The sequence below is a fragment of the Blautia pseudococcoides genome (assembly GCF_001689125.2).
GTDB lineage: Bacteria > Bacillota > Clostridia > Lachnospirales > Lachnospiraceae > Blautia > Blautia pseudococcoides.
This window is the reverse complement of sequence record NZ_CP015405.2, coordinates 158,672-178,050: the sequence shown is the minus strand read 5'-3', so window position 1 is coordinate 178,050 and position 19,379 is coordinate 158,672. Positions and strand designations below refer to the sequence as shown.

The following is a 19,379-nucleotide window of genomic DNA, read 5'->3' as shown; positions in this document are numbered from 1 at the left end:
TCAAAAACCTTATTCCTTACTCATCATAACCATTCGGGTTATTTGACTGCCATCTCCAGGAATCCGCACACATTTCCTTGATTCCGAATTCCGCTTTCCATCCCAGTTCTTTTTCTGCTTTCTCAGCGCTGGAATAGCAGGTGGCAATATCGCCCGGGCGGCGGTCTTTGATCACGTACGGGATTTTCACGCCGGTTGCTTCCTCAAAGTTATTGACAATGTCAAGAACGCTGTAGCCCATACCGGTTCCCAGATTGTATACTTTCAGGCCTGCTTTCTCCTCAATTTTCTTCAGAGCTTTCACATGGCCTTTTGCCAGGTCTACCACATGTATGTAATCGCGCACACCGGTTCCGTCGGGTGTATCATAATCATTGCCGAACACGCCCAGCTCTTTTAATTTACCCACAGCTACCTGTGTGATATATGGCATCAGGTTGTTAGGAATACCGTTGGGGTTCTCACCGATCATGCCGCTCTTGTGGGCACCGATTGGGTTGAAGTAACGCAGAAGCACTACATTCCACTCCGGGTCAGCTTTCTGGATATCCATGAGGATCTGCTCCAGCATGGATTTTGTCCAGCCATATGGGTTGGTGCACTGGCCTTTTGGGCACACTTCTGTGATAGGTACAAAAGCAGGGTCCCCGTATACGGTTGCGGAGGATGAGAAAATGATATTCTTCACGCCATGTTTTCTCATGACATCCACCAGAGTCAGGGTACCTGCAATATTATTCTCATAATACTCCCAGGGTTTCTGTACAGACTCCCCTACCGCTTTAAGCCCAGCAAAATGGATACAGGAATCAATGCTCTCTTTCTCAAAAACAGCATTCAGTGCTTCCCTGTCAAGAATGTCTGCCTTATAAAAGGTAACCGGTTTGCCTGTGATCTTCTCCACTCTCTGTAAAGATTTCTCACTGGAGTTACTGAGGTTGTCCAGTACCACTACATCATATCCTGCAGTCTGCAGCTCCACTACCGTATGGCTTCCGATGTAACCAGCACCGCCTGTCACTAAAATTGCCATTTTAACTCCTCCTTCTAACTATCCTGTTTTAAAACATATTTTCTGTTCATAACTACTGTAACACTTTTTTTGTGAAAAGAAAAGGAAAATTTTTCTCTATCTTTCACGCTGCCTGTACTTGTCCACAATGGCATTCATGGCAGAGAGCTTTTTCTCCATATCTGCAACCAGCTTAAACTGTGTGCGGCACCGGTCCAGGTTATGTCCCTCCCGGTGTGTCTTGAAATACACATCCCCGTCCAGATGATCAGCCAGAAAACGCATGCCGCATTCGTATGTCATAACCATGGCACCGATGGGCAGCATGTCCAGCTCCTCATCTGTCAGGCTGCCTGCGCAGCCCTCCACGAACCCCTTTGTGTACAGCTCAAACAATTCCATGTCACATGAGACTTTCGCCAGATCCCTCTCGTCCTCATCCCCAGTGCTGGCGCCGAAACGGATAGAATCTCCAAAGTCATTGACCGCCAGTCCCGGCATGACCGTATCCAGGTCAATGACACAGATGGCCTTGCCGGTCTTATCATCTATCATAATATTGTTGAGCTTTGTATCATTGTGTGTAACCCGAAGAGGCAGTTTCTTCTCTGCCTGCATCTCTCCCAGCACATAGGCCAGGTGCTCCCGCTCCAGAACAAACCGGATCTCCCTCTGCACATCCCCGGCATATCCGCAGGTATCCCGCAGTACGGCAGCTTTAAAGTCATCCAGACGGCTTGCTGTATTGTGAAAATTCATAATGGTTTCATGCAGGGTCTTTGCAGGATAATCCGCCAGCAGGCCTTGGAAATGGCCGAATGCAACTGCACTCTGGTAAAAATCTTCCCTTTTTTCCACCTTATCATAACAGCTTGCGCCTTCGATGAACAGATACGCTCTCCAGTAATCGCCGGCACTGTCCAGATAATATGGCCTGCCGTCCCGGGCTAAGACAATGTTAAGGGTCTCCCTGTCAGCGTCCCCGCCGTTTGCCAGGATCTTCTTCCTGAGCCAGGATGTAACTCCCACAATATTCTCCATCAGCTCCACAGGCTTATGGAAAATACTCTTATTCATCCTCTGAAGGATATACCTTTTCCTGCCCTGTTCCGTCTCAAACGCCAGACGGAAGGTATCATTTATATGCCCGCTGCCGTACAGGATCTCCTCCACCAGCTTTCCCGGAAATGTAAAATTCTCAATTACCTCTCTGCGTATCAGTTCCTCGCCGCTCACTTGTTATTCCTCCCAAAGTTTCTCCGGATACAGGCCGCTTTCTTTTAATTTTCTGATGGCAGCAACTACTACCGGCTTATCCTCTTTATATGTAACGCCGTACCATTTATCCATGGATTTGAGGACCTCCACTGTAGCCTTGTCTTCAACCAGAAGCTCTCCAACCACTGAGGGAAGGAAATACTCACACTTCAAGGGATTACTCTGCAGATTTTTCTCAAGGAACAGAGGAAATCTGTCTCTCAGTTCTTTCAGCATACTGACTGTAAAGCCCCACATATTCATGGACACGGTGCTTCCCCTGGGAATCTCTGTCCATGTCCTGCCCTCATCCTCCGTGTAAGCAGTGCCGTCTGCCCGCTTCTCAATATGGGTCCTCTCGTGTATCCCCACAAGATGATGTTCCTCATCTGTCTCACAGACGCCTCTTGCCACATGCCCGTTCTCTGTAAGCGTATTCTCAAGCACATAGCCCACCATGGTATAACGGTATTTATCATCGTCCTCATGAGTGGTCAGGTAATCATAGATCATCCGGAATGCATGGGCACCGTAATAATCATCTGCGTTGATCACCGCAAAAGGTGCATCCACCACCTCCATGCAGCTGAGGACCGCGTGTCCGGTTCCCCATGGCTTCACCCTGCCCTCAGGCACGGAAAAACCTTCCGGGATATTCTCAATCTCCTGAAACACATATTCCACCTGGATCTGTCTGGCAAGCCGCTCACCGATGGCCTCCCTGAAATCCTTCTCATTGGCTCTCTTTATAATAAATACTACCTTCTTAAATCCTGCTTTCACTGCATCATAGATGGAAAAATCCATAATAATATGTCCCTGTTCGTCGATCGGGTCAATCTGCTTCAGCCCGCCGTAACGGCTCCCCATCCCTGCTGCCATAACTACTAATACCGGTTCTTTCATCTTCATTGCTCCTCCTTATGAATGTGTTTTCCGGATACAGGATACCCTCGTACTCCTGCCTGTTAAACATTATACTACACATCCCTTTTTTTCACCACAGGTAAAAGCAACGTAAGTCTATACTTTCACAGTATATCATATTTGTACAATTGTTCTTTACACAATTTCATACGTTATTTATCTTAATAATATCTTAAATTAATGTGCCTGAAACCCTTGTATTTTGGCTATATTTGTGACTAACGTGTGACTAACCTAATAATACCAATTGTATTGATTGTTGTTTATTTTTATCCAAGTAAGAGAGATGATACAATATAGCTTAAAGGCTGGCAGATGTGTTCTGTCAGCCTTTTTGATTTGATGCTCTTTGCTGGAAACATCAAATAACATAAACTGTCGAAAACTGTCTAAACCTCTCTATTGCATATCTATATACTCAGAGGTATAATACAGCTATAGAAATGAAAATCAGATATGATAGCGGAATGGCCGGCACTGTAATGGTGCCGGCCGTTTTGCGTATCAGCTTGCAGCCTGCCCCGCAGAGGTTAATACGGGTAGTACGCTGTCCGGCCTCTCTGATTACCGTGCGCTGTATGTGTGATTGATAGGGTTACACTCCGCATAGTAGCAATACTGTGTAATGGTTGGTCGCTCTCCCCCTTTAATATAGAGACAGCGTTCCATGTTGCCATACTGGGCACGATTCTTGGCATATTCAAGTATTTTCCTTAATTCATCTAAATCAATCCTAAATCCATATAATCCTCTCTTTCTCCCGGCGTTACCCCGCCGAGTTGGTGTATAAATTATGCTAAGATCTCAACCACTACTGCATCAGATATGATAAGCTCACCAAAGTCCTGTCCGTATTCCGCTCTGTCACCACATACAACTGCTACGTGGTCTCCAAAGTATCCGTCTGCTCCAGAAAGTTTATTGATATCTACAACACACACGCCGTCAAGTTCTTCTTCTGTCTCGTCTCCATCTACCCATACTTTGGATACATGGTCCATACTGCCAAGCTCAAACTCTTCTTCCTGTACCCGGATACCGATGTAGTTATAATCCAGTTCGTACTTATCAACGATCTCCTCTATTCTGTCCTGTACCAATTCCATTAATTTTTTGTTTGTCATCTTGCTTTCCTCCTTATTTGTTCCCTTCCTTTATCTTGATTTCATTATATATCATTCGTACGAATAATTCAATTGGCATATCCTACAAATCATACGAATGATTTTTGTGTAATTCGTACGAATATATTCCGAGTGCTTGCATTGTCCGACCGAATAGGTTACATTATATAAAAAGGAGGAATGTTTAAATGGAATATAGTAAAAAAATGAGGGTTTTATTTAATAAGCCAGGAGGGACGGCTGGAAAAGGCTCAATGATGGTAAGGGTTACTATTCCAAGCGAATTTGTGAAAGCTTTAGAAATTACTCCAGAAAACAAAGAGGTTATTGTCTCTTTAAAAGATAATAAAATAATAATAGAAAAGGCTTGACCCATTCGTACGAATGGTGTATAATAAAGATAGTTAAAGGAGATACACTTTAACGAGTGACCGGGCAAGCGGGGAAAGGAGATAAGATGGACGAGGTTATGACAAGACTTGAACTACTAACTTTACTCTATTCCATACAGGCATTGATGGAAACAGGTAATAGCGATAAAGCGAAAGAAATTATAGAAAAGGTAATCAAAGAAGCCGAAAAGAACGACAAATAAAAAAGAGCCGAAAGGCTCAGTGAATACCAAGGGAGGGCGGGCTTGCCACCGCTCCCCCAGCAAGTAAATTATAGCAAATATAAATATAGATTACAAGGGGGATACAAAGTGAAAAAATTTACAGGATATATCAATTATGGGGTACTAACCGCAGAGAAAAGACAGGTTTGGACAGCTAACGCCCCTCATGCCACTGCAACATGCAGTGACAAGGTAGAAATTGAAGTCCCTGAAAATTGGGAAATGTTTGAAACAAATGCAGGGGATATCATGCTTACGGCTCCGTGGGGGTGGGATTACGGCCCCAGTGAGGTCCTTGCCGGTAACGAGTATCCTTACTTTGATGTTATAGACAATGATGGTAATGCTCATCATATCAAACTACAGTACCAACGTATATGAGGTGTTGTATATGATACTACCTCGCATCTGCCGGGAATGTGGCTGTACCTTTCAGGGTGGCCCCCGGGCGTGGTTTTGCCCATCCTGCGGAGCGAAACGCCGAAAACTGCACGATAGAGAAATGAAAATGCGCAGGAAATCAGGGGATTATATCCCCCTTGGATCCATAATAAATTGTGTGGACTGTGGAAAGAAAATTGTAAAAACATCTGGCAGGCTGCGGAGATGTCCAGAATGTGCAGCTATACATCTTACTAATGTGGACCGTAAACAATCACTGGAATGGAAGCAGGCACATCCCGAGAAGGCAAAAGAGTCCAAGAGGATATTATCACGGAAAAGAATAGAACACGGAGAACTTAAAAAATCAGGTATAAAAGGCATTACTTGGGATAAATCAACTCTGCGCTGGAGAGTTAGCATATATAAAGACAGAAAACAAATATATTTAGGGAAATACAAAGAGCTTCAGGACGCTATAGCCGCCTTGGAAGCATATAGGACTGGTGATAAGGATGAAATGGAAAACAGGTGATACATGCTTTTTCGTGGAAAACAACTACCGAATTATAGAAGCAACTGTGACTGCTGTGCACGGTGATTTTTGCGTGGTTAAATATGGCACTAATGCTGGTATCCGTCTACGCTCCAGCCGCCTGTACCAAACTCCCGAAGAGGCGCATGATGCCCGCATCTATCACTATCCATCAAATAGTAATCCGTATTTTTATGATCACTAGGAGGTATCAAACGTCATGCCGGCGCGCGTGGACTATGCTATATACGCAGATTCAGACTTATCCATTTTAACAATTCGGGAACGTGAAACTTTGATATTGAAAATGCAAGGTCTTTCAACTGTTGAAATATCAAAAAAGTTAAATTGTTGCAGACAAAATATAAATGCTTTGCTTTTGAAAGCCCGTAAAAAGCTTGATGCCCCACAGCCAAACCCCGATATACATCGTAGGAAAAACATTGACTATACCCAATATGCAAATTACGACTTATCTATATTGACTAAGCTCGAACAAACCTTTTTATTGGAAAAAATTTCTGGTAAATCGTATAGGGAAATTGCAGAACGACATCATTCCACAATAACTTCTGTCGGAACTTTGTTGTATCGAGCTCACAAAAAACTAGATAATCTGTATGATTAAAGACCCCGGCGGGGTCCTTTTTGGTTGATGTATGTAATTATATTGACAAAACCATTTAAAGCCGCCATTCGGATACAGTCTGTCATTTAATACTTGACATCAGAGATTTCACGCGTTATCATTAAAAAAACTGGTAATATATCCACCATTTCCTTCTTTATCTAGAGGCTATACTTTATGTATAGTCTCTTTATTTGTGACGCTAAAAAGGCCCCGGCGGGAGACCCGGAGCCTTACAGCGTTTTACAGTTGCCCTCTGTGCGTTGATAGTTACAGTAGTGCTCCTGTTTTATCAGCATAACACATCTTACCAGACTTGTCCACGTATCAGGCCGCCAGCATTTTTAGATTCTGGTTCAGCACGAACTCCTTGATCTGGTCATATCCCCACCCGCAGTTCACCAAACCACTCACGATCATTTCAACTGATTGTACAGCCTTCAGTTCTTCCTCACTAAAATAATTCCGAAGATTCTCCTTTTTGGATAGGCCATATTCTTCGCGGAGATGTTTTGCATCTTTTCCGAATACCACCTTATATATGATATTCGTATATGTGGAATAAGCATGCCCGTGCATCCGTTCATTTTCCTGTGACTGCTGTAAAGCATTCGTCAGAGCCTGCCTGACAGCAATGCCTTTCTCGCGCTCTTTCTGTTTGCCGATCAATACTTTTTCCATTTCATTAAACTGTTTGATATACGCAAGTTTAAATTTCATGGCCTTATCGCCATTGTATCCCATAGCCAACAAGGTGAATCCATCTCTTGTCATAAGATACATGGGATTTGTTTTTCCATTAGAGGCTTTATAAGAATCTAAATAGAATAGAGCGGAAAATTCCGCTGTACTTATAGCTTCTCCTATATTCCTTATAGACTCCATTACATCACGATGATGTTTTTCAAATGTCTCCGCTACATCGAGGCTCGTGACAACTGTTACCTCTTCCTTATTCATTTTCTTGATCTCTACTAACATAAAATCATCCTTTCGTTTTATTTTGTAGTAATAAAATAGGACGCAGCTTTATGCCGCATCCTGTCATGTTATCTGAGTGCTCCAGAGCTGTCCGTAAAGCACATTTTGCCGTTCTTATCCACGTAGTAGACCTTTCCGCCTGTCCTTACCAGCTCATCCGCCGCCATTGCTCCAGACGCTTTCAGGTAATACCACTTTTTATTATCCTGCACCCATCCGGTCATCATCCATCCATTTGCGTCAAAATAATACCATGTACCGCCGATCTGCTTCCAGGCACTCTTCGGGTACTTATAGCCGGCGGTAATGTACCACCACTTTCCCGCTTCGCAGATCCAGCCGTCCAGGTAATCCCCGGACACCCAGCCGTCAGCGTAGTGGAACCAGCATGTGCTGCCTACCCAGCGGCGCTTATCGCATCCGATGCGGTCACCTTTATTCAGCTCATCAATGATCTGACCTCCCGGCTCGCTCCTTACATTTAGGTTATTACCCGTGATCGTAAGGCCTTTTGCCCCCATACTGATTGCAATGTCTGCCGCAGTGGATGTGCCAGAAGAGGCCTGTCCAGCTACAATACTCCAATCAAGCCTTGCAAACTTTGTCCCAGGCAGATTGCTATTATAATACCCTTTACTGCACACTCCACCGCCATTGTCAATAATAGAGCTGCCGCCGCTGGTATTGCCCTCAATTGTGGTAAAATAGTCCCCATTGACGCCAGTTACAATGCCTGTATGGGTAAATATCCCTCCATGCTTAAACATCACAATATCACCGACCTGCGGATTGGCATAGTTGGTAAAATTCCCGGCCAGCGTGGGTACATATACATAGGGCCAGTGTTTCAACAGCTTTTTGGCGTTGGCCTGCCCAAACGCCTGCATCAATACCCAGGACACAAATGCGGCACACCAAGGCTGACCCTGGTAAGATGGCATAATGTCACGCCAGTATTTGGTGTAATTGTTACTGCCAGCATTTCCAGTCTTGCTGTCTAAGTTGCTGTTACTGTTCTTTTCCAGGTACCCAACCTCTGCTTTTGCGGTCTGAATCATCTCATTGATTGCCTCTGTTTTCGTCATGTGTTACTCCTTTCCCCGTTAGTTGCGCCGGCGCAAATTAAAAGAGAGCGATTATTCGCCCTCCGGTCCTGGTCTATCTGTCTCCTTTTTGCCATCCTTGCTTATCAGGTTCCGCAGCATCTCGTACAGGCCCGTACTTGCCAGGCCTGATATCATGCCGCCAAGAATTACCTCCGCATTAATGCCGCTGCTCATGTTGATGAGTATCGCAATTATAGTGCCCATCGCAAGGGCTGCAAGTGGTATGTACCTGTTTTTGATCGCCGGTATCGCGGTCTTTATCACATAGCCCACCAACAGGCAGATTCCCAATATTACCGGGTTGATATAGTTTGTCAAAAAGCTTAAATCCATGATTAATACCTCCTATCGTACAACAAAGTTCTCCCATTTTTTATATGCATCTACATATGTCTCTTTTTTATCCCCGTTATGAGTGATTTCGTAATACATGCCATCTGACACCGTAGTGCTTACCAAGGCTTTATTGTTCTGCAGTGTTTTACAGCTCCACACAATAAATACATCCTCTTCGGTGATCTGTTTCCGATCCGTTTTGTCAGCGTGCTCATTAAAATAATCCATAACGGTTTTCTTGCATAATGCTAAAAATTTTTCATTATTCATTTTTTTCATCTCTCCTTTTCCAAGTCTTCAATCCTGTGGTTGGCAACCTTCATTTTCTCTTCCAAAATGTAGGTTCTTTCCACGACCGAGTTATGCTTCTCTACCTTTTTTGTAAGCTCTTCCAGCTTATATTCCATCAATGCCCGCGTTTTTTCCTGCTGGCTCTTGTTGCTTATCAGGCAGACAATTAGAGTAACGCCTGCAGAGATGCCGGCTGAAATGATTGTTTCCATTTGCATATCTCCTTATTGATTTTTATTATAAAATAAGACCGTTTCCGGTCCTGCTCTGATCTCTGCCATATGCAATCACTCTACCGGGATCTCAACCGGCGGGTCCACTGGGTCTGTGGTGTCTGGTGTGGACTCCGGATCTACCGGGTCGGGATACATCTCTTCAGCCAGCATGACAAGGTCCATGTACTCCTCTTCACTGATCCGGTTCATCGCGAAATACACATCCAGCTTTTCAATCGCTTCATCCTTGCCATCGTAGAACTTTTTGTTAATCAAGTTCTGCATCATTCTTACAATTACACTACTGTTCATTCTTTCTTCCTCCTAAATGGTTGATAATAAGTCACGGGTTTCGTTTTCTATCATTGCCGCCTGTATTTCTGGCGGTAAATAGCTAAATGCTGCCGTAGTCTGTGCCTGGGCTGTTTCTAAGGCCGCTATCCGGTCTTCAAGCGCTCCGATATACTTGACAGTGTCCACCGTATAGTCCAGGGAAATGACAGGCTGTAGCGGGTCATCTGTCCAGATGTGGGTGGTCCCGGCGTAACTGCACAGGGCGTTCATGGCGGCCTGCTCTGCGGCGGAGAGGGGCACCCATTCTTCGGTAGCAAGTTGGTAGCATGCCGTCACGGGCGTTCCACTAGTGTCGCACTCCGTCAAAAATGTTTTGAAACCGTCTATGTCGAATGTGTTCTCAACTTTGTCACTAAATCTCCTGTCATAAATCCATATAAAAAAACCTGTGCCCATGTAAGTTAAAACACTGTCGTCATTAATTTCCTTACCGGAATACGGATAATGGCTACAAGAAATATGGGAATGCTTTAACATCTTACCAGGGATGGAATATGCATACTGTCCAACGCTTTTTATTTCGCTCGTCCCCGTAAGTCTGCATATGGCACCCCCATACGCCCATCCCCACACACCATCCCGGCATGTAAGCTTATCCCACTTTGTCAGCGGGCGGTCTGCGGTTATGGTGGCGGTGTGGCCTCTGTAGGGTTCCCAGCCGGTGTCTTTGTCTCCTAGTAATACACGAGGATAATATATTTTATTTGTCAGTGTTGTACCAGTTTTGACACTTACATGCCTTGCCCCTGTTACTTTGATACCATCAGGGTATACATTTGCATCAACGGTATATTTACCTTCTATCGCCTGTCCGGTGCCATCATTATCCAAAAAATATAGCACTACATCATTGACAAAATACGTCATCCCCGGAAGGAGTGTGATGATTGTGTTACTGCTTGTAGGAGGTTTCGCGTAGTTGCCTAAAAACCAAATATTAATAGTTTTATCACTAAATGTACCGTTAGATCTCACAGTGCCATCAGGATTTACAATTGATGATATGCCGGATGACGTGCCACCTTTTGCGCCGCTCATATCCAGGAGGTTTCTACTACAAGATGTTATTGTCACCTCATACTTCCCGGTCTGTTCATTCAGCTTCCCAACATTCTTCATCTCCTGCGGGTGCTCCGGGGATGGAGATGGTGCAGCTCCGGTGTAGGGTTCCCAAGGAAGGGCCGTGTCACCTGCGTTGAGCATGATATCAGAATATTCCCCAGCTCCAGATTCGGCAAAGTTCAGCCTGATCTTGCTTGCCAGTCCGGTAACTGATTTTATGTCCTTATTTATCCGCCCAACTATATTTCCCGCTGAATCTATGAGATCAATACGATATCCGCTGCCTGATATGTCACGTACATTACCACTTAATGTTACTTTTGTGTCCTCTGTGCTAAAACTGATGGGCGCCTGGTATCCGGAACCAAGCGCTGTTATTTTATAGACACGCCCGCCCACTTGTGTATATTGTGATTTCCAGTTTTTCAGGCATTGTTCAAAATCTATTAATTGTGCCCCAGTCGTTGTGACCTGCCTGGTCTCTCCTGGTATCTCCAACTGCCTGAACCCCATCCCGTCCGCCGCATCCTCCAAGGTGATAAAGCTCCCCTCAGCGCTCCGTGTAATGGCCCCAGCCGATATGCGCTGGAGCCTTGCTGTATTATCCCGGTTGGTATGTATCTGTTCTCTGTCTGCGGCTATCTCTGCGGCTGTAGCCTGGACGTTCTGGACCTGGGTTGTGCCCTCGGCCTGGATGCAGGATACCTGAGTGTCTCCGGCAGTGTTTACTCTCTGGGTCTGGGTCTGACCTGCATTGTTTACGTCGGCTACGGCTTGCTGTGCGGTCAATGTAAAATCGTTTTTTATCTTCTCAGTGTCCTGCGCTGATTTATTTGCCGCTGCCGCTTCTGCCTTTGCCGCATCCAGTGCTTTGATTGCATCCTGCCCCAGCGCTTCAAACATTCCTTCCAACACCGTTGATTCATTTTCACTGGGTATTCCGTCTCCCCTGGCGCTTCCGTCTATACAGAGATTGAACGGAAATGAGGATACTACGTCCTCGCCGCTGTCAAACTCAATTATGCATATAGCAACGCCAGGTTCCGCAAGCATCTGATTCGTCAGAGAAAAAACCACTGTATTCTCTACTATCCGGCAGTCATCATACACAACCTTTTTAGAGGGTTTAACCACCCATACACGTGCTGTAGCATCTGTAGGTATATCCCAGTCAGCTACTGTACACTCTATTTCCCTGCCAGTGTCTCCCTGCATTGTATAGACAACCAGAGGCATAGTCCGCTTATGTAATACACTAATCTCAATTTTTTTTACTGCTTTCATATTTCACCTCAATAAGTCTTGTATCCACATGGTTGATTTATAATATTATGATCTACACTGGGCCAATTGCGATCCACGCTAGTATGGTTTCTGTTGTGTTAGTCCTTGTTATGTAAGCGTCAAATCCATCATTTGAAATATTTGAAACGCCAGCCCCTAAAAAAACAGTGCCAGGAACGGATGTTATTGGAGTAACTACAGTACATGGCCGTCCTGCAAAGGATTTCGGAAATTGCACGTGCTTCATTGTTGGTTTATTTTCGACTGGATTAATACTGACACGACCATATTGAAACAAAATACCTCTTAATGTGGAATCAAATTCACGATTGAACATTTCCTTTAATGATTTTACTTTTATTCTTCCGGTCTTCGGTTCACCTACAGTTGGTGATGTTTCAATGAGTAGATCATCTGAATCATTTATTGTTGTTAAAATGGGAAGCGCTTTTATAAACACGTCATCAACTTCCGTCACCGCATCCAAATTCGCCATGTGTTATACCTCCTAATTCGCCAAAAAATTTTCATTTATAAACTTTTCTATATCGTCAACTTTTGCTTTTATCTCATCATCTACCAAGATAAAGTTTCCTTTATTATTTTGGCTAATAAGCTTCCCCATATCGTCAACTTCAGAAAAAGTAAAAGCAATCCTCACACCTTCACCAGTTGTAAGTTTTGTGAAACTCGTTAATTTCTTCATCCTGCATATCCTCCAAACCTTCGTAATATTCTTTCACCATAGCAGCCGCTTGTGCTTCATAATCAATATCTTTTGCATCAAACGGCATTATCTCATCATCAGAAAACAATTCCAACCTTTCAAGCTCAAATCCCAATTGCTTTATTTTGATTTCCCACGCAAACTTAACATTAGGGGCCCCTTTTACCACAAAATAGGATAATGTTTTGCTTTCCACCCATATATCGCCCTTGCCTTCTTTCTGTAAAAATACTTGATAGCATGCCTCTGTATTTACAGTTTCGGAAAAGACATCATCCAAAAATATATAACATTCCCCAATATTGTCAGTGCACCCCTCTCCTATGTCGCCAAACATCGGAGTCGGCATTTCATAGCAATACAGTTTCACATCACCATAATTTTGGGTTCCTGAAATTCTACTTTTTGTTCCACTGCACGAAAGTGAGCCGGTCGAATATATATTATTTGTTAAGGAAACTAATGTCTTACCAGTGGCTGAATTAATTGTTGATACATAACCATAGTCAAGTATTGTGCCTACGCGTGCATATGCTTTTCGTGTAAAGTCATAGGTTCCGCCTTCATCATTGTAAATAAATATTGAGCCTTGCGCAATTTCACAAGATGTCGTCTTCCCTTCATAAGTAAATGATTCTTTTATTACCGGATAACTTGTGCGTCCTTTATTATTATATCCGACGAGCAGATTGTCATTATAGTTCAATCCAAGATTATCCATTTTAGCTATTTCAGCACCGGATGCGTCTAAAATTTTCAGTAAACCATTTTTATTATTGTCACCGCCCAGTTTCATGGTCCCGCCGCGTAACCAATCAAAATTTAATCCTCTTGCTGTAATAATGTTAAAAAGAGCATTCCCGTTTTTGTCAACGGCCCACGTAGTGCCACCATCAAGAGAGGCGATTATTCCGTTGCTTGTCCAGTAACACGTGTAACTAGATTCTTCTATGGTAGGCTTATCGTGCATGTAATAAATGATACTTCCGTCTTCCTGTTCTACCGGGGTGAGATACATACCGCAACCCTGACTTATTAGCTTTGTGATTTGCTGTAAGACCGACTCGTAATTAGACAGTTGCTTAATATTGTCCCTTCTAGCGTTCACATAAGCCTTTGTAGCTTCTGCAGCATATTTGCTACTATTTCTTATTGTATCATTTGCGCTGTTCGCTAAAGATGTATAACCAAATACATTAAACACAACATCAGTTATTATAGTCCTGTATGTATTTCTTTTATCCCCTCTTGTAGATGTGATATAGGCCAAATCCATAAACTCAATGGTCGGGTCTGCAGTATGGTCACCAGAAATTTTTCTGAATCTGACGCCAATTAGTTCATTAGCAAGCCATGACACCACTTTTTTCTCTTCGCCTGCGATAAGTGGATTAGAAATTGATATCACATATCCTTCATTTCCTTCCATTATCTCATTGCTGTTCTCGCTATTCTCATCTATAACAGTTTTTATACCTGTTATTATGATATCATCCGTTCCTACTTTCATATTGCTGAAAAAGTTCTTTAAGTCATGTGCCTTATTCTTTTTTCCCCAAATACTTAAGATCCGTTTTCCACTTGAATCTAAAATATACTTCCGGTTTGCATCCATTATCGGGGACTTATACTCGCCAAAGTTATATGTCTGTATTTTGAGAAATCCGTCTACATCAAATCTGGCATTCCCACATGCTATCATAGCGATATATCCTAAAACTTGGCGCTCGGTTACTCCTTCTGGCCTGGTTTTCACCACAAAATCGTCATGAAGGAATGTGACAGTGCCCATCATGAACCCTTTACGTTCACAGATATCTCTATACATCTCGCCTGTCGTGGCAGGAAACTTAAGTTTAGTTGCATAATCCTTATCCGCCTTATACATATCGTCAACGGCCTCTACGATAACTGTGCTCCCATATGATTCAGGGGTTATTACTGTGTATGTGCCCTTGTTTACCGATTCTATGGTACTCGACAGCTGTAATTTTAACGTTAAATGTATCTCAGCCATAAGAAAATCGTAATCTGCGAACTGTTCCTTATCATTTATGATTTCCAACTGGATGCTCTTTGCGATTGCTGCGCCAAGAGGAAGCGTATTCATTCCAGCCGCATCAGTTATTGAATTATTTGATAATGCGAAATCTTTCGGCCCTAAGTTTACAGTCCTACCATCTTTAAATGTAATATCGGCATACTGCAAAAAACCTCTGCGGGTTTTCATTACTTCTCTAAATTCATTACTTACATTAATCACTCTGGATTCACACTCCTGAAATTGATTTGTAACCCTTCCCAAATTTCAAACCCTTCTTCAAGGGTTTGTGCATCCATATTAAAATTGGAACAGTAAAATTCACCATCCTGCCATTGACCCGGGATTCGCGGATTGGGATAGTGAAGCAACACGCTGCCTCTGCCAATACACTGATTAAGTATATTCGCTATCTCCTCCCAACTAAGGTAGTCCCAGGTTGTATCATATCCTCCAATTGTAAACATAGGGGTGTTATGCATAACGCCATCCTGCGATCTGTCGCTATCTTCTGTCGATGTAGTTGCAAAGACTGGACTATATGTAGATGGGGCGGCAACCGCCACCCCATTTATTTCAAATTGCTCCATGTTTGCCCTCCTATACTAAATCAAATGGATTGACGCCGGATTGAGTCCGCCTCATTTTTGCTTCATCAATCACGAGTTCAAATAGCGTCCTGCGCTGCACGTCAGCTTTTACATTATAGGTTCTTGCTCCTGCATTTCCTCCCATTTCCCTGTAGGCTTCTTTAAACGCTTTCTTCATGGTGGAAAGGGGTGATACGACTTCTGCCTCTTTGTTGTTATCCCCCAAAATAGCAGCAAATTCACCGGCACGCCTTGGAACCACTGTACCGCTTGCCAAACGCGGCATAGTGTAACTTCTGGGACGGTAGGAATAACTGCTAAAGCTTAATCCAGAACCCATACTGGTTATGGAGCTAAAACTATACCTGATGCTATTTATGATGCTGGATATCCTACTTGCTAAACTCGACGCCGCGGAAACAATCTGTTGGAACGGTCTGGTCACGATACCGACAAGGCTTGAAAATGTACTTTTGAATGATTGAGCGATCATTTTAAGCGGAGATATTGCTCCACTCTGCATATTTTTGGCCCCATTTGTTACGCTTTCTTTCATGGACTTCCATTTTGAATTTGTTTCGCTTAAAGCTTGCTTCCACTGCTCCGCAATACCACTCTTCAGTTCTGTGATTTTGCTTTTAGACTCTTTTGCAAGTGAGGCGGCCGATTCGGAAACTGAAGCTTTTATACTCTGCCATTTACTTGCCGTATTATCCCTTAATTCATTCCATTTCGTTGACGCAGACTCTTTTAAATTGCTTATCTTTTCCACGGCACCTGATTTCATACTTGACGCAATGCTTACGACTTTTTCCTTTGCCGCAGCCATTTTGTTCTGAGCAGATGTCTTTACCACCTCAAAAGCTTCTCCTATATTTGTCTTTAACGTATCTATCTGCTTTATAGTTCCGTCTTTTAATTCTGTGGATTTCTGCACTACCCAATCTTTTGCTGCAGTAAATTTAGGAGCAACAGATGAATTCCACCAATTGGGGAGATCTTCGGTAAAGAATTTCTTTACTTTGTCCCAGTTGCATATAACAGCGATAAGTGCGGCGACAGCCGCCACTATAATGATTCCCCAGGGGCCTGTTGTTGCCAATGCGCCACCAATCGCTTTTATTCCATTTCCGAGAACAGTTGAAACTGTTCCGAGTCCGCCAGTGATAGCAGTCATTATTTTTCCGCCCTTAGCGAAAATTCCTGCTATTCCATCCTTCCCGCCAAGGAATTTTTTTAATACGGTAACTGCTCCGCCAAGTATACCAGTAGCCTGTGTACTTCCAAGTGCATGAGCTATATCGCCTATAAATCCCAATACTTTACCTGCTATCCCTATCGCCATAATGATCTTAGCAATAGTTGCCGCAATCTTACCCGGTGTATTAGTTTCCAGCCCCGAAAGGAATCCGCCTAATCCCTTAACGAAAATACCTTTTATCAATTCCCATAGCCTGCTAAGGATCCCACCCCAGTCAATTGATTCAAGCATTTTCGCGACATTCTCTCCAAATTCATCCCATCTGGTGTCATTTACAATTTTTATCAATAAATCAAGAAGCTTTATAACCGCATCACTGATTGTAGTTCCAACTTCTTCCCATCCAAAAGTAGAAAAGAATGTATTCAGGGAATCAACTATTTTATTTCCTAAAGAATCCCAGTCGATTTCATCAATAAAATTATGGATTTCTTTTATTATTCCGGTTATTGCAGTGGCAAGTGTCCAAGCAAATTCTGACAGATCAATTTCATGGATCATGTTTGTGAGTGATCTGCCTATCTTTGCCCCCAGCGTTCCGAATGTGATTCCATCGACGAAATTGCTAGCCAAGTGTATGAATCCCTGGATTATCTTTCCAAGCGCAGTACCTAGATTTTCAATCTCGATATTATTAATGGCATTCATCAGTCCAGAAGCTAATGATTTTCCAATCTTTTTCCACGTCTCAAATTTCTCCATCCGGTTCGCAAATCCAAGAAGAAACTTGATAACTGTATTAAGCCCCTCAGCCAATGTCAGGCCCAACTTGTCCCACTTTATTTCGTCAAATATCCCATAAATCCCATCTGCTAATGCCCTGCCACAGTCCTCCCAGTCAATACCCGTGAACAACAGATAAAGAGTATTGACAAGGGTATTAATGCCGGTTCCGAACATTCGCCCTATTGCTTCCCAGTTAATAGTCTTCACAAGGCTATTAAAAAGATCGCAAAATTTATTGATGAAGTTGGTGATAACACCACCGCAGTTTTTCCAGTCAATAAAATCAGTTATCTTCTTAACCGCACCGTTGATTTTTTCTCCAAGGATACGCCCTATCTCCTCAAAATCACCTGATTTGATAAGGTCTTTCAATCGTTTTGCAAAATCCTGGATCGCATTATCTATCGGCACTGTTTCAAACATGTCCTCTGGCTTTAGCCCAGTATCGGGTGTACTGATTCCGCTGTCATTTCCACTGTTTTTAGATGTATCAGTGATCTTCTTTTGGATTTTGTTGATCTCGTCAATGGGGGAGAGATAGCCTTCCGCCTCGTCCGCTGCGTCTTTCAGCGCATCAGACTGGTCATTGATAGAATTTGTAGCCTTATCCGCGTTCTTTGCTGTCTCCCCGTAAGTGTCGGCGAAGTCCTGCTGTACTGCCTTTGCCCTTGTGAAACTGTTTTTTCCAGTAAGCGCCGCAATAAACATTCCAACGTATGTTATGGCTTGAGACAGAAGGTTAATAAATTTCGTTAATATCGGCGCAACTGCACTTATAAGTGGAGCGAATGCCGTAGCGACACTATTTTTTAAGCGTGTTAATGCAGATAGTAGCATGGACAAACTCTTATTTGTCTCGTCAGAATACTGAGACAGGCTTACAAGCCCCTCCTTTATTGCCGTGGTGATTCCATACAGGACTTTAAAAACTGTGCTGTACATGACGGACATTCCCAGCATCCTGCCCATGCCGAATTTATTTGATTCTTTGTTCGTCCTATGTAATATACTTGTAAGCTTCTTAAATCCAGCAGAAACACCATTAACAGCGCCGCGCACGCCACGCAGCATAAGAGATTTGCTCAGAGTAAACGCATGAAACGTCAGCTTATTTACACGTTTCGCCAATCCGCCAAGTGCTACTGCCAAAGTTTTTCCAGTCTTTGTAGAACGCTTCTGTTCATTGCTGGTATCATTAAGACTTTTCTTGTACTCCTTTTCAGCAGCTCTTGCTTTTTGAAGTTTTTGGTATACACTGTCGTATTCTTCGTCTCCAAACCCTAGATTTTCAGACGCGAGCTGTTTTAGCTTCAGTTCATAATATCTGGTTTCCTCCGCTACAGTTCTAGTTCTTTTCGCTAATGAGTCCAATTCATTATCCAAGCTTGTCAATTTTCCGCCGTACGCCATATCATTAAGGTTCTTCTTGTACTCTCTTATCTGTCCATTTATATCCTGCAATTTGATATATACTTCATTGTACTCGTCACTGTTATCGAAATATTTTCCTGCTTCTTCAAGCTCTCTCAGTTGTCGCTTGTATTCTTCTGCTTTTGTCTTTAGGTTGTCTATTGCGCTGGATGCTTTATTCGCATAGTTTTCTACATATTCCATAACTTTGGGATCATATCCGCCTTTTCCAGACCGTTCTATATGGATATCGTTTAAATCTTCTGCCTGCTTTTTTGCCTTTTTTTCCGCGTTTTCTAACTCTTTTATTCCATTTGTAGCCTCTTTTGCACCGCCGCCAACACTTTTAAACCCTTCTGACATGGATGCAGAGAGCGCGTCTATTGATGCGCGCAGCTTATCACATGACAGTACCAGGCTTTTGAGTATGTCCTTTATATTATCTGCTCCAGCTTTTACGCCATCTGTATCGATTGACGAATCAATGATAATGGAGCCATCTTCCATCCTGCCAC

General features: G+C 43.2%; 22 protein-coding genes. 6 read left to right on the top strand and 16 right to left on the bottom strand.

Annotation, left to right across the window (positions count from 1 at the left end; genetic code table 11):
* Positions 1-16: 16 nt before the first annotated feature.
* From galE to A4V09_RS00890, 4 genes are all read right to left on the bottom strand, one after another.
* On the bottom strand, positions 17-1,033 hold the full coding sequence (galE, locus tag A4V09_RS00905; RefSeq protein WP_065540687.1) for a UDP-glucose 4-epimerase GalE: 1,017 nt from the start codon (positions 1,031-1,033) through the stop codon (positions 17-19).
* Positions 1,034-1,129: 96 nt separating this feature from the next.
* Positions 1,130-2,248: a phosphotransferase enzyme family protein gene (locus A4V09_RS00900; protein WP_065540686.1), complete on the bottom strand. Its 1,119-nt coding sequence runs from the start codon at positions 2,246-2,248 to the stop codon at positions 1,130-1,132.
* A 3-nt stretch (positions 2,249-2,251) separates the two neighbouring features.
* Positions 2,252-3,175 (bottom strand): nucleotidyltransferase family protein, encoded by a 924-nt coding sequence (locus A4V09_RS00895; RefSeq protein WP_065544572.1) that lies wholly within the window; start codon positions 3,173-3,175, stop codon positions 2,252-2,254.
* A gap of 812 nt (positions 3,176-3,987) precedes the next feature.
* Complete coding sequence (locus A4V09_RS00890) at positions 3,988-4,320, bottom strand: hypothetical protein (RefSeq protein WP_065540685.1); 333 nt, start codon at positions 4,318-4,320, stop codon at positions 3,988-3,990.
* A 188-nt stretch (positions 4,321-4,508) separates the two neighbouring features.
* Here A4V09_RS00890 and A4V09_RS00885 point away from each other — a divergent pair, with 188 nt between their 5' ends.
* From A4V09_RS00885 to A4V09_RS00870, 6 genes are all read left to right on the top strand, one after another.
* Positions 4,509-4,691, top strand: coding sequence for an AbrB/MazE/SpoVT family DNA-binding domain-containing protein (locus A4V09_RS00885; protein ID WP_065540684.1), 183 nt, complete (start codon positions 4,509-4,511; stop codon positions 4,689-4,691).
* Positions 4,692-4,777: 86 nt separating this feature from the next.
* Positions 4,778-4,915 (top strand): hypothetical protein, encoded by a 138-nt coding sequence (locus A4V09_RS24090; protein WP_157123429.1) that lies wholly within the window; start codon positions 4,778-4,780, stop codon positions 4,913-4,915.
* Positions 4,916-5,023: 108 nt separating this feature from the next.
* Positions 5,024-5,317: a hypothetical protein gene (locus A4V09_RS00880; RefSeq protein WP_157123428.1), complete on the top strand. Its 294-nt coding sequence runs from the start codon at positions 5,024-5,026 to the stop codon at positions 5,315-5,317.
* A 127-nt stretch (positions 5,318-5,444) separates the two neighbouring features.
* Positions 5,445-5,852 carry an AP2 domain-containing protein gene (locus A4V09_RS00875; RefSeq protein WP_065540682.1) on the top strand — a complete coding sequence of 136 codons (408 nt, stop codon included), beginning with the start codon at positions 5,445-5,447 and terminating at the stop codon, positions 5,850-5,852.
* A complete protein-coding gene (locus A4V09_RS24085; RefSeq protein WP_157123427.1) occupies positions 5,833-6,057 on the top strand; it encodes a hypothetical protein in 225 nt (74 codons plus the stop codon). Before A4V09_RS00875 ends, A4V09_RS24085 begins: the two co-directional genes overlap by 20 nt.
* 15 nt (positions 6,058-6,072) lie before the next feature.
* A complete protein-coding gene (locus A4V09_RS00870) occupies positions 6,073-6,480 on the top strand; it encodes a sigma factor-like helix-turn-helix DNA-binding protein (protein WP_065540681.1) in 408 nt (135 codons plus the stop codon).
* A 327-nt stretch (positions 6,481-6,807) separates the two neighbouring features.
* Here the strand turns inward: A4V09_RS00870 and A4V09_RS00865 are convergent, their stop codons facing one another.
* The 12 genes from A4V09_RS00865 to A4V09_RS00810 all read right to left on the bottom strand — a co-directional run bounded on the left by A4V09_RS00865 (position 6,808) and on the right by A4V09_RS00810 (position 19,371).
* Positions 6,808-7,461 carry a Rha family transcriptional regulator gene (locus A4V09_RS00865; protein WP_065540680.1) on the bottom strand — a complete coding sequence of 218 codons (654 nt, stop codon included), beginning with the start codon at positions 7,459-7,461 and terminating at the stop codon, positions 6,808-6,810.
* A 68-nt stretch (positions 7,462-7,529) separates the two neighbouring features.
* Positions 7,530-8,546: a CHAP domain-containing protein gene (locus tag A4V09_RS25070; RefSeq protein WP_084043382.1), complete on the bottom strand. Its 1,017-nt coding sequence runs from the start codon at positions 8,544-8,546 to the stop codon at positions 7,530-7,532.
* Positions 8,547-8,597: 51 nt separating this feature from the next.
* Positions 8,598-8,900, bottom strand: a complete 303-nt coding sequence (locus tag A4V09_RS00855; RefSeq protein WP_033143733.1) for a phage holin family protein — start codon at positions 8,898-8,900, stop codon at positions 8,598-8,600.
* Positions 8,901-8,912: 12 nt separating this feature from the next.
* Positions 8,913-9,173, bottom strand: coding sequence for a DUF6275 family protein (locus tag A4V09_RS00850; RefSeq protein ID WP_065544571.1), 261 nt, complete (start codon positions 9,171-9,173; stop codon positions 8,913-8,915).
* A 5-nt stretch (positions 9,174-9,178) separates the two neighbouring features.
* Positions 9,179-9,406 (bottom strand): hypothetical protein, encoded by a 228-nt coding sequence (locus A4V09_RS00845; RefSeq protein ID WP_330396485.1) that lies wholly within the window; start codon positions 9,404-9,406, stop codon positions 9,179-9,181.
* 75 nt (positions 9,407-9,481) lie between these two features.
* On the bottom strand, positions 9,482-9,721 hold the full coding sequence (locus A4V09_RS00840) for a hypothetical protein (protein WP_065540679.1): 240 nt from the start codon (positions 9,719-9,721) through the stop codon (positions 9,482-9,484).
* Positions 9,722-9,733: 12 nt separating this feature from the next.
* Positions 9,734-12,109: a hypothetical protein gene (locus tag A4V09_RS00835; protein WP_065540678.1), complete on the bottom strand. Its 2,376-nt coding sequence runs from the start codon at positions 12,107-12,109 to the stop codon at positions 9,734-9,736.
* Between the two features lie 52 nt (positions 12,110-12,161).
* Positions 12,162-12,605 carry a hypothetical protein gene (locus tag A4V09_RS25065; protein ID WP_065540677.1) on the bottom strand — a complete coding sequence of 148 codons (444 nt, stop codon included), beginning with the start codon at positions 12,603-12,605 and terminating at the stop codon, positions 12,162-12,164.
* 12 nt (positions 12,606-12,617) lie between these two features.
* Positions 12,618-12,815, bottom strand: coding sequence for a hypothetical protein (locus tag A4V09_RS00825; protein ID WP_065540676.1), 198 nt, complete (start codon positions 12,813-12,815; stop codon positions 12,618-12,620).
* Positions 12,775-15,099, bottom strand: coding sequence for a hypothetical protein (locus tag A4V09_RS00820; protein WP_065540675.1), 2,325 nt, complete (start codon positions 15,097-15,099; stop codon positions 12,775-12,777). The genes A4V09_RS00825 and A4V09_RS00820 overlap by 41 nt, the downstream gene beginning before the upstream one ends.
* Entirely contained in the window at positions 15,096-15,467 is a 372-nt protein-coding gene (locus tag A4V09_RS00815) for a hypothetical protein (RefSeq protein WP_065540674.1), read from the bottom strand. The genes A4V09_RS00820 and A4V09_RS00815 overlap by 4 nt, the downstream gene beginning before the upstream one ends.
* Before the next feature lie 10 nt (positions 15,468-15,477).
* Positions 15,478-19,371, bottom strand: a complete 3,894-nt coding sequence (locus A4V09_RS00810) for a hypothetical protein (RefSeq protein ID WP_065540673.1) — start codon at positions 19,369-19,371, stop codon at positions 15,478-15,480.
* Positions 19,372-19,379 lie beyond the last annotated feature (8 nt).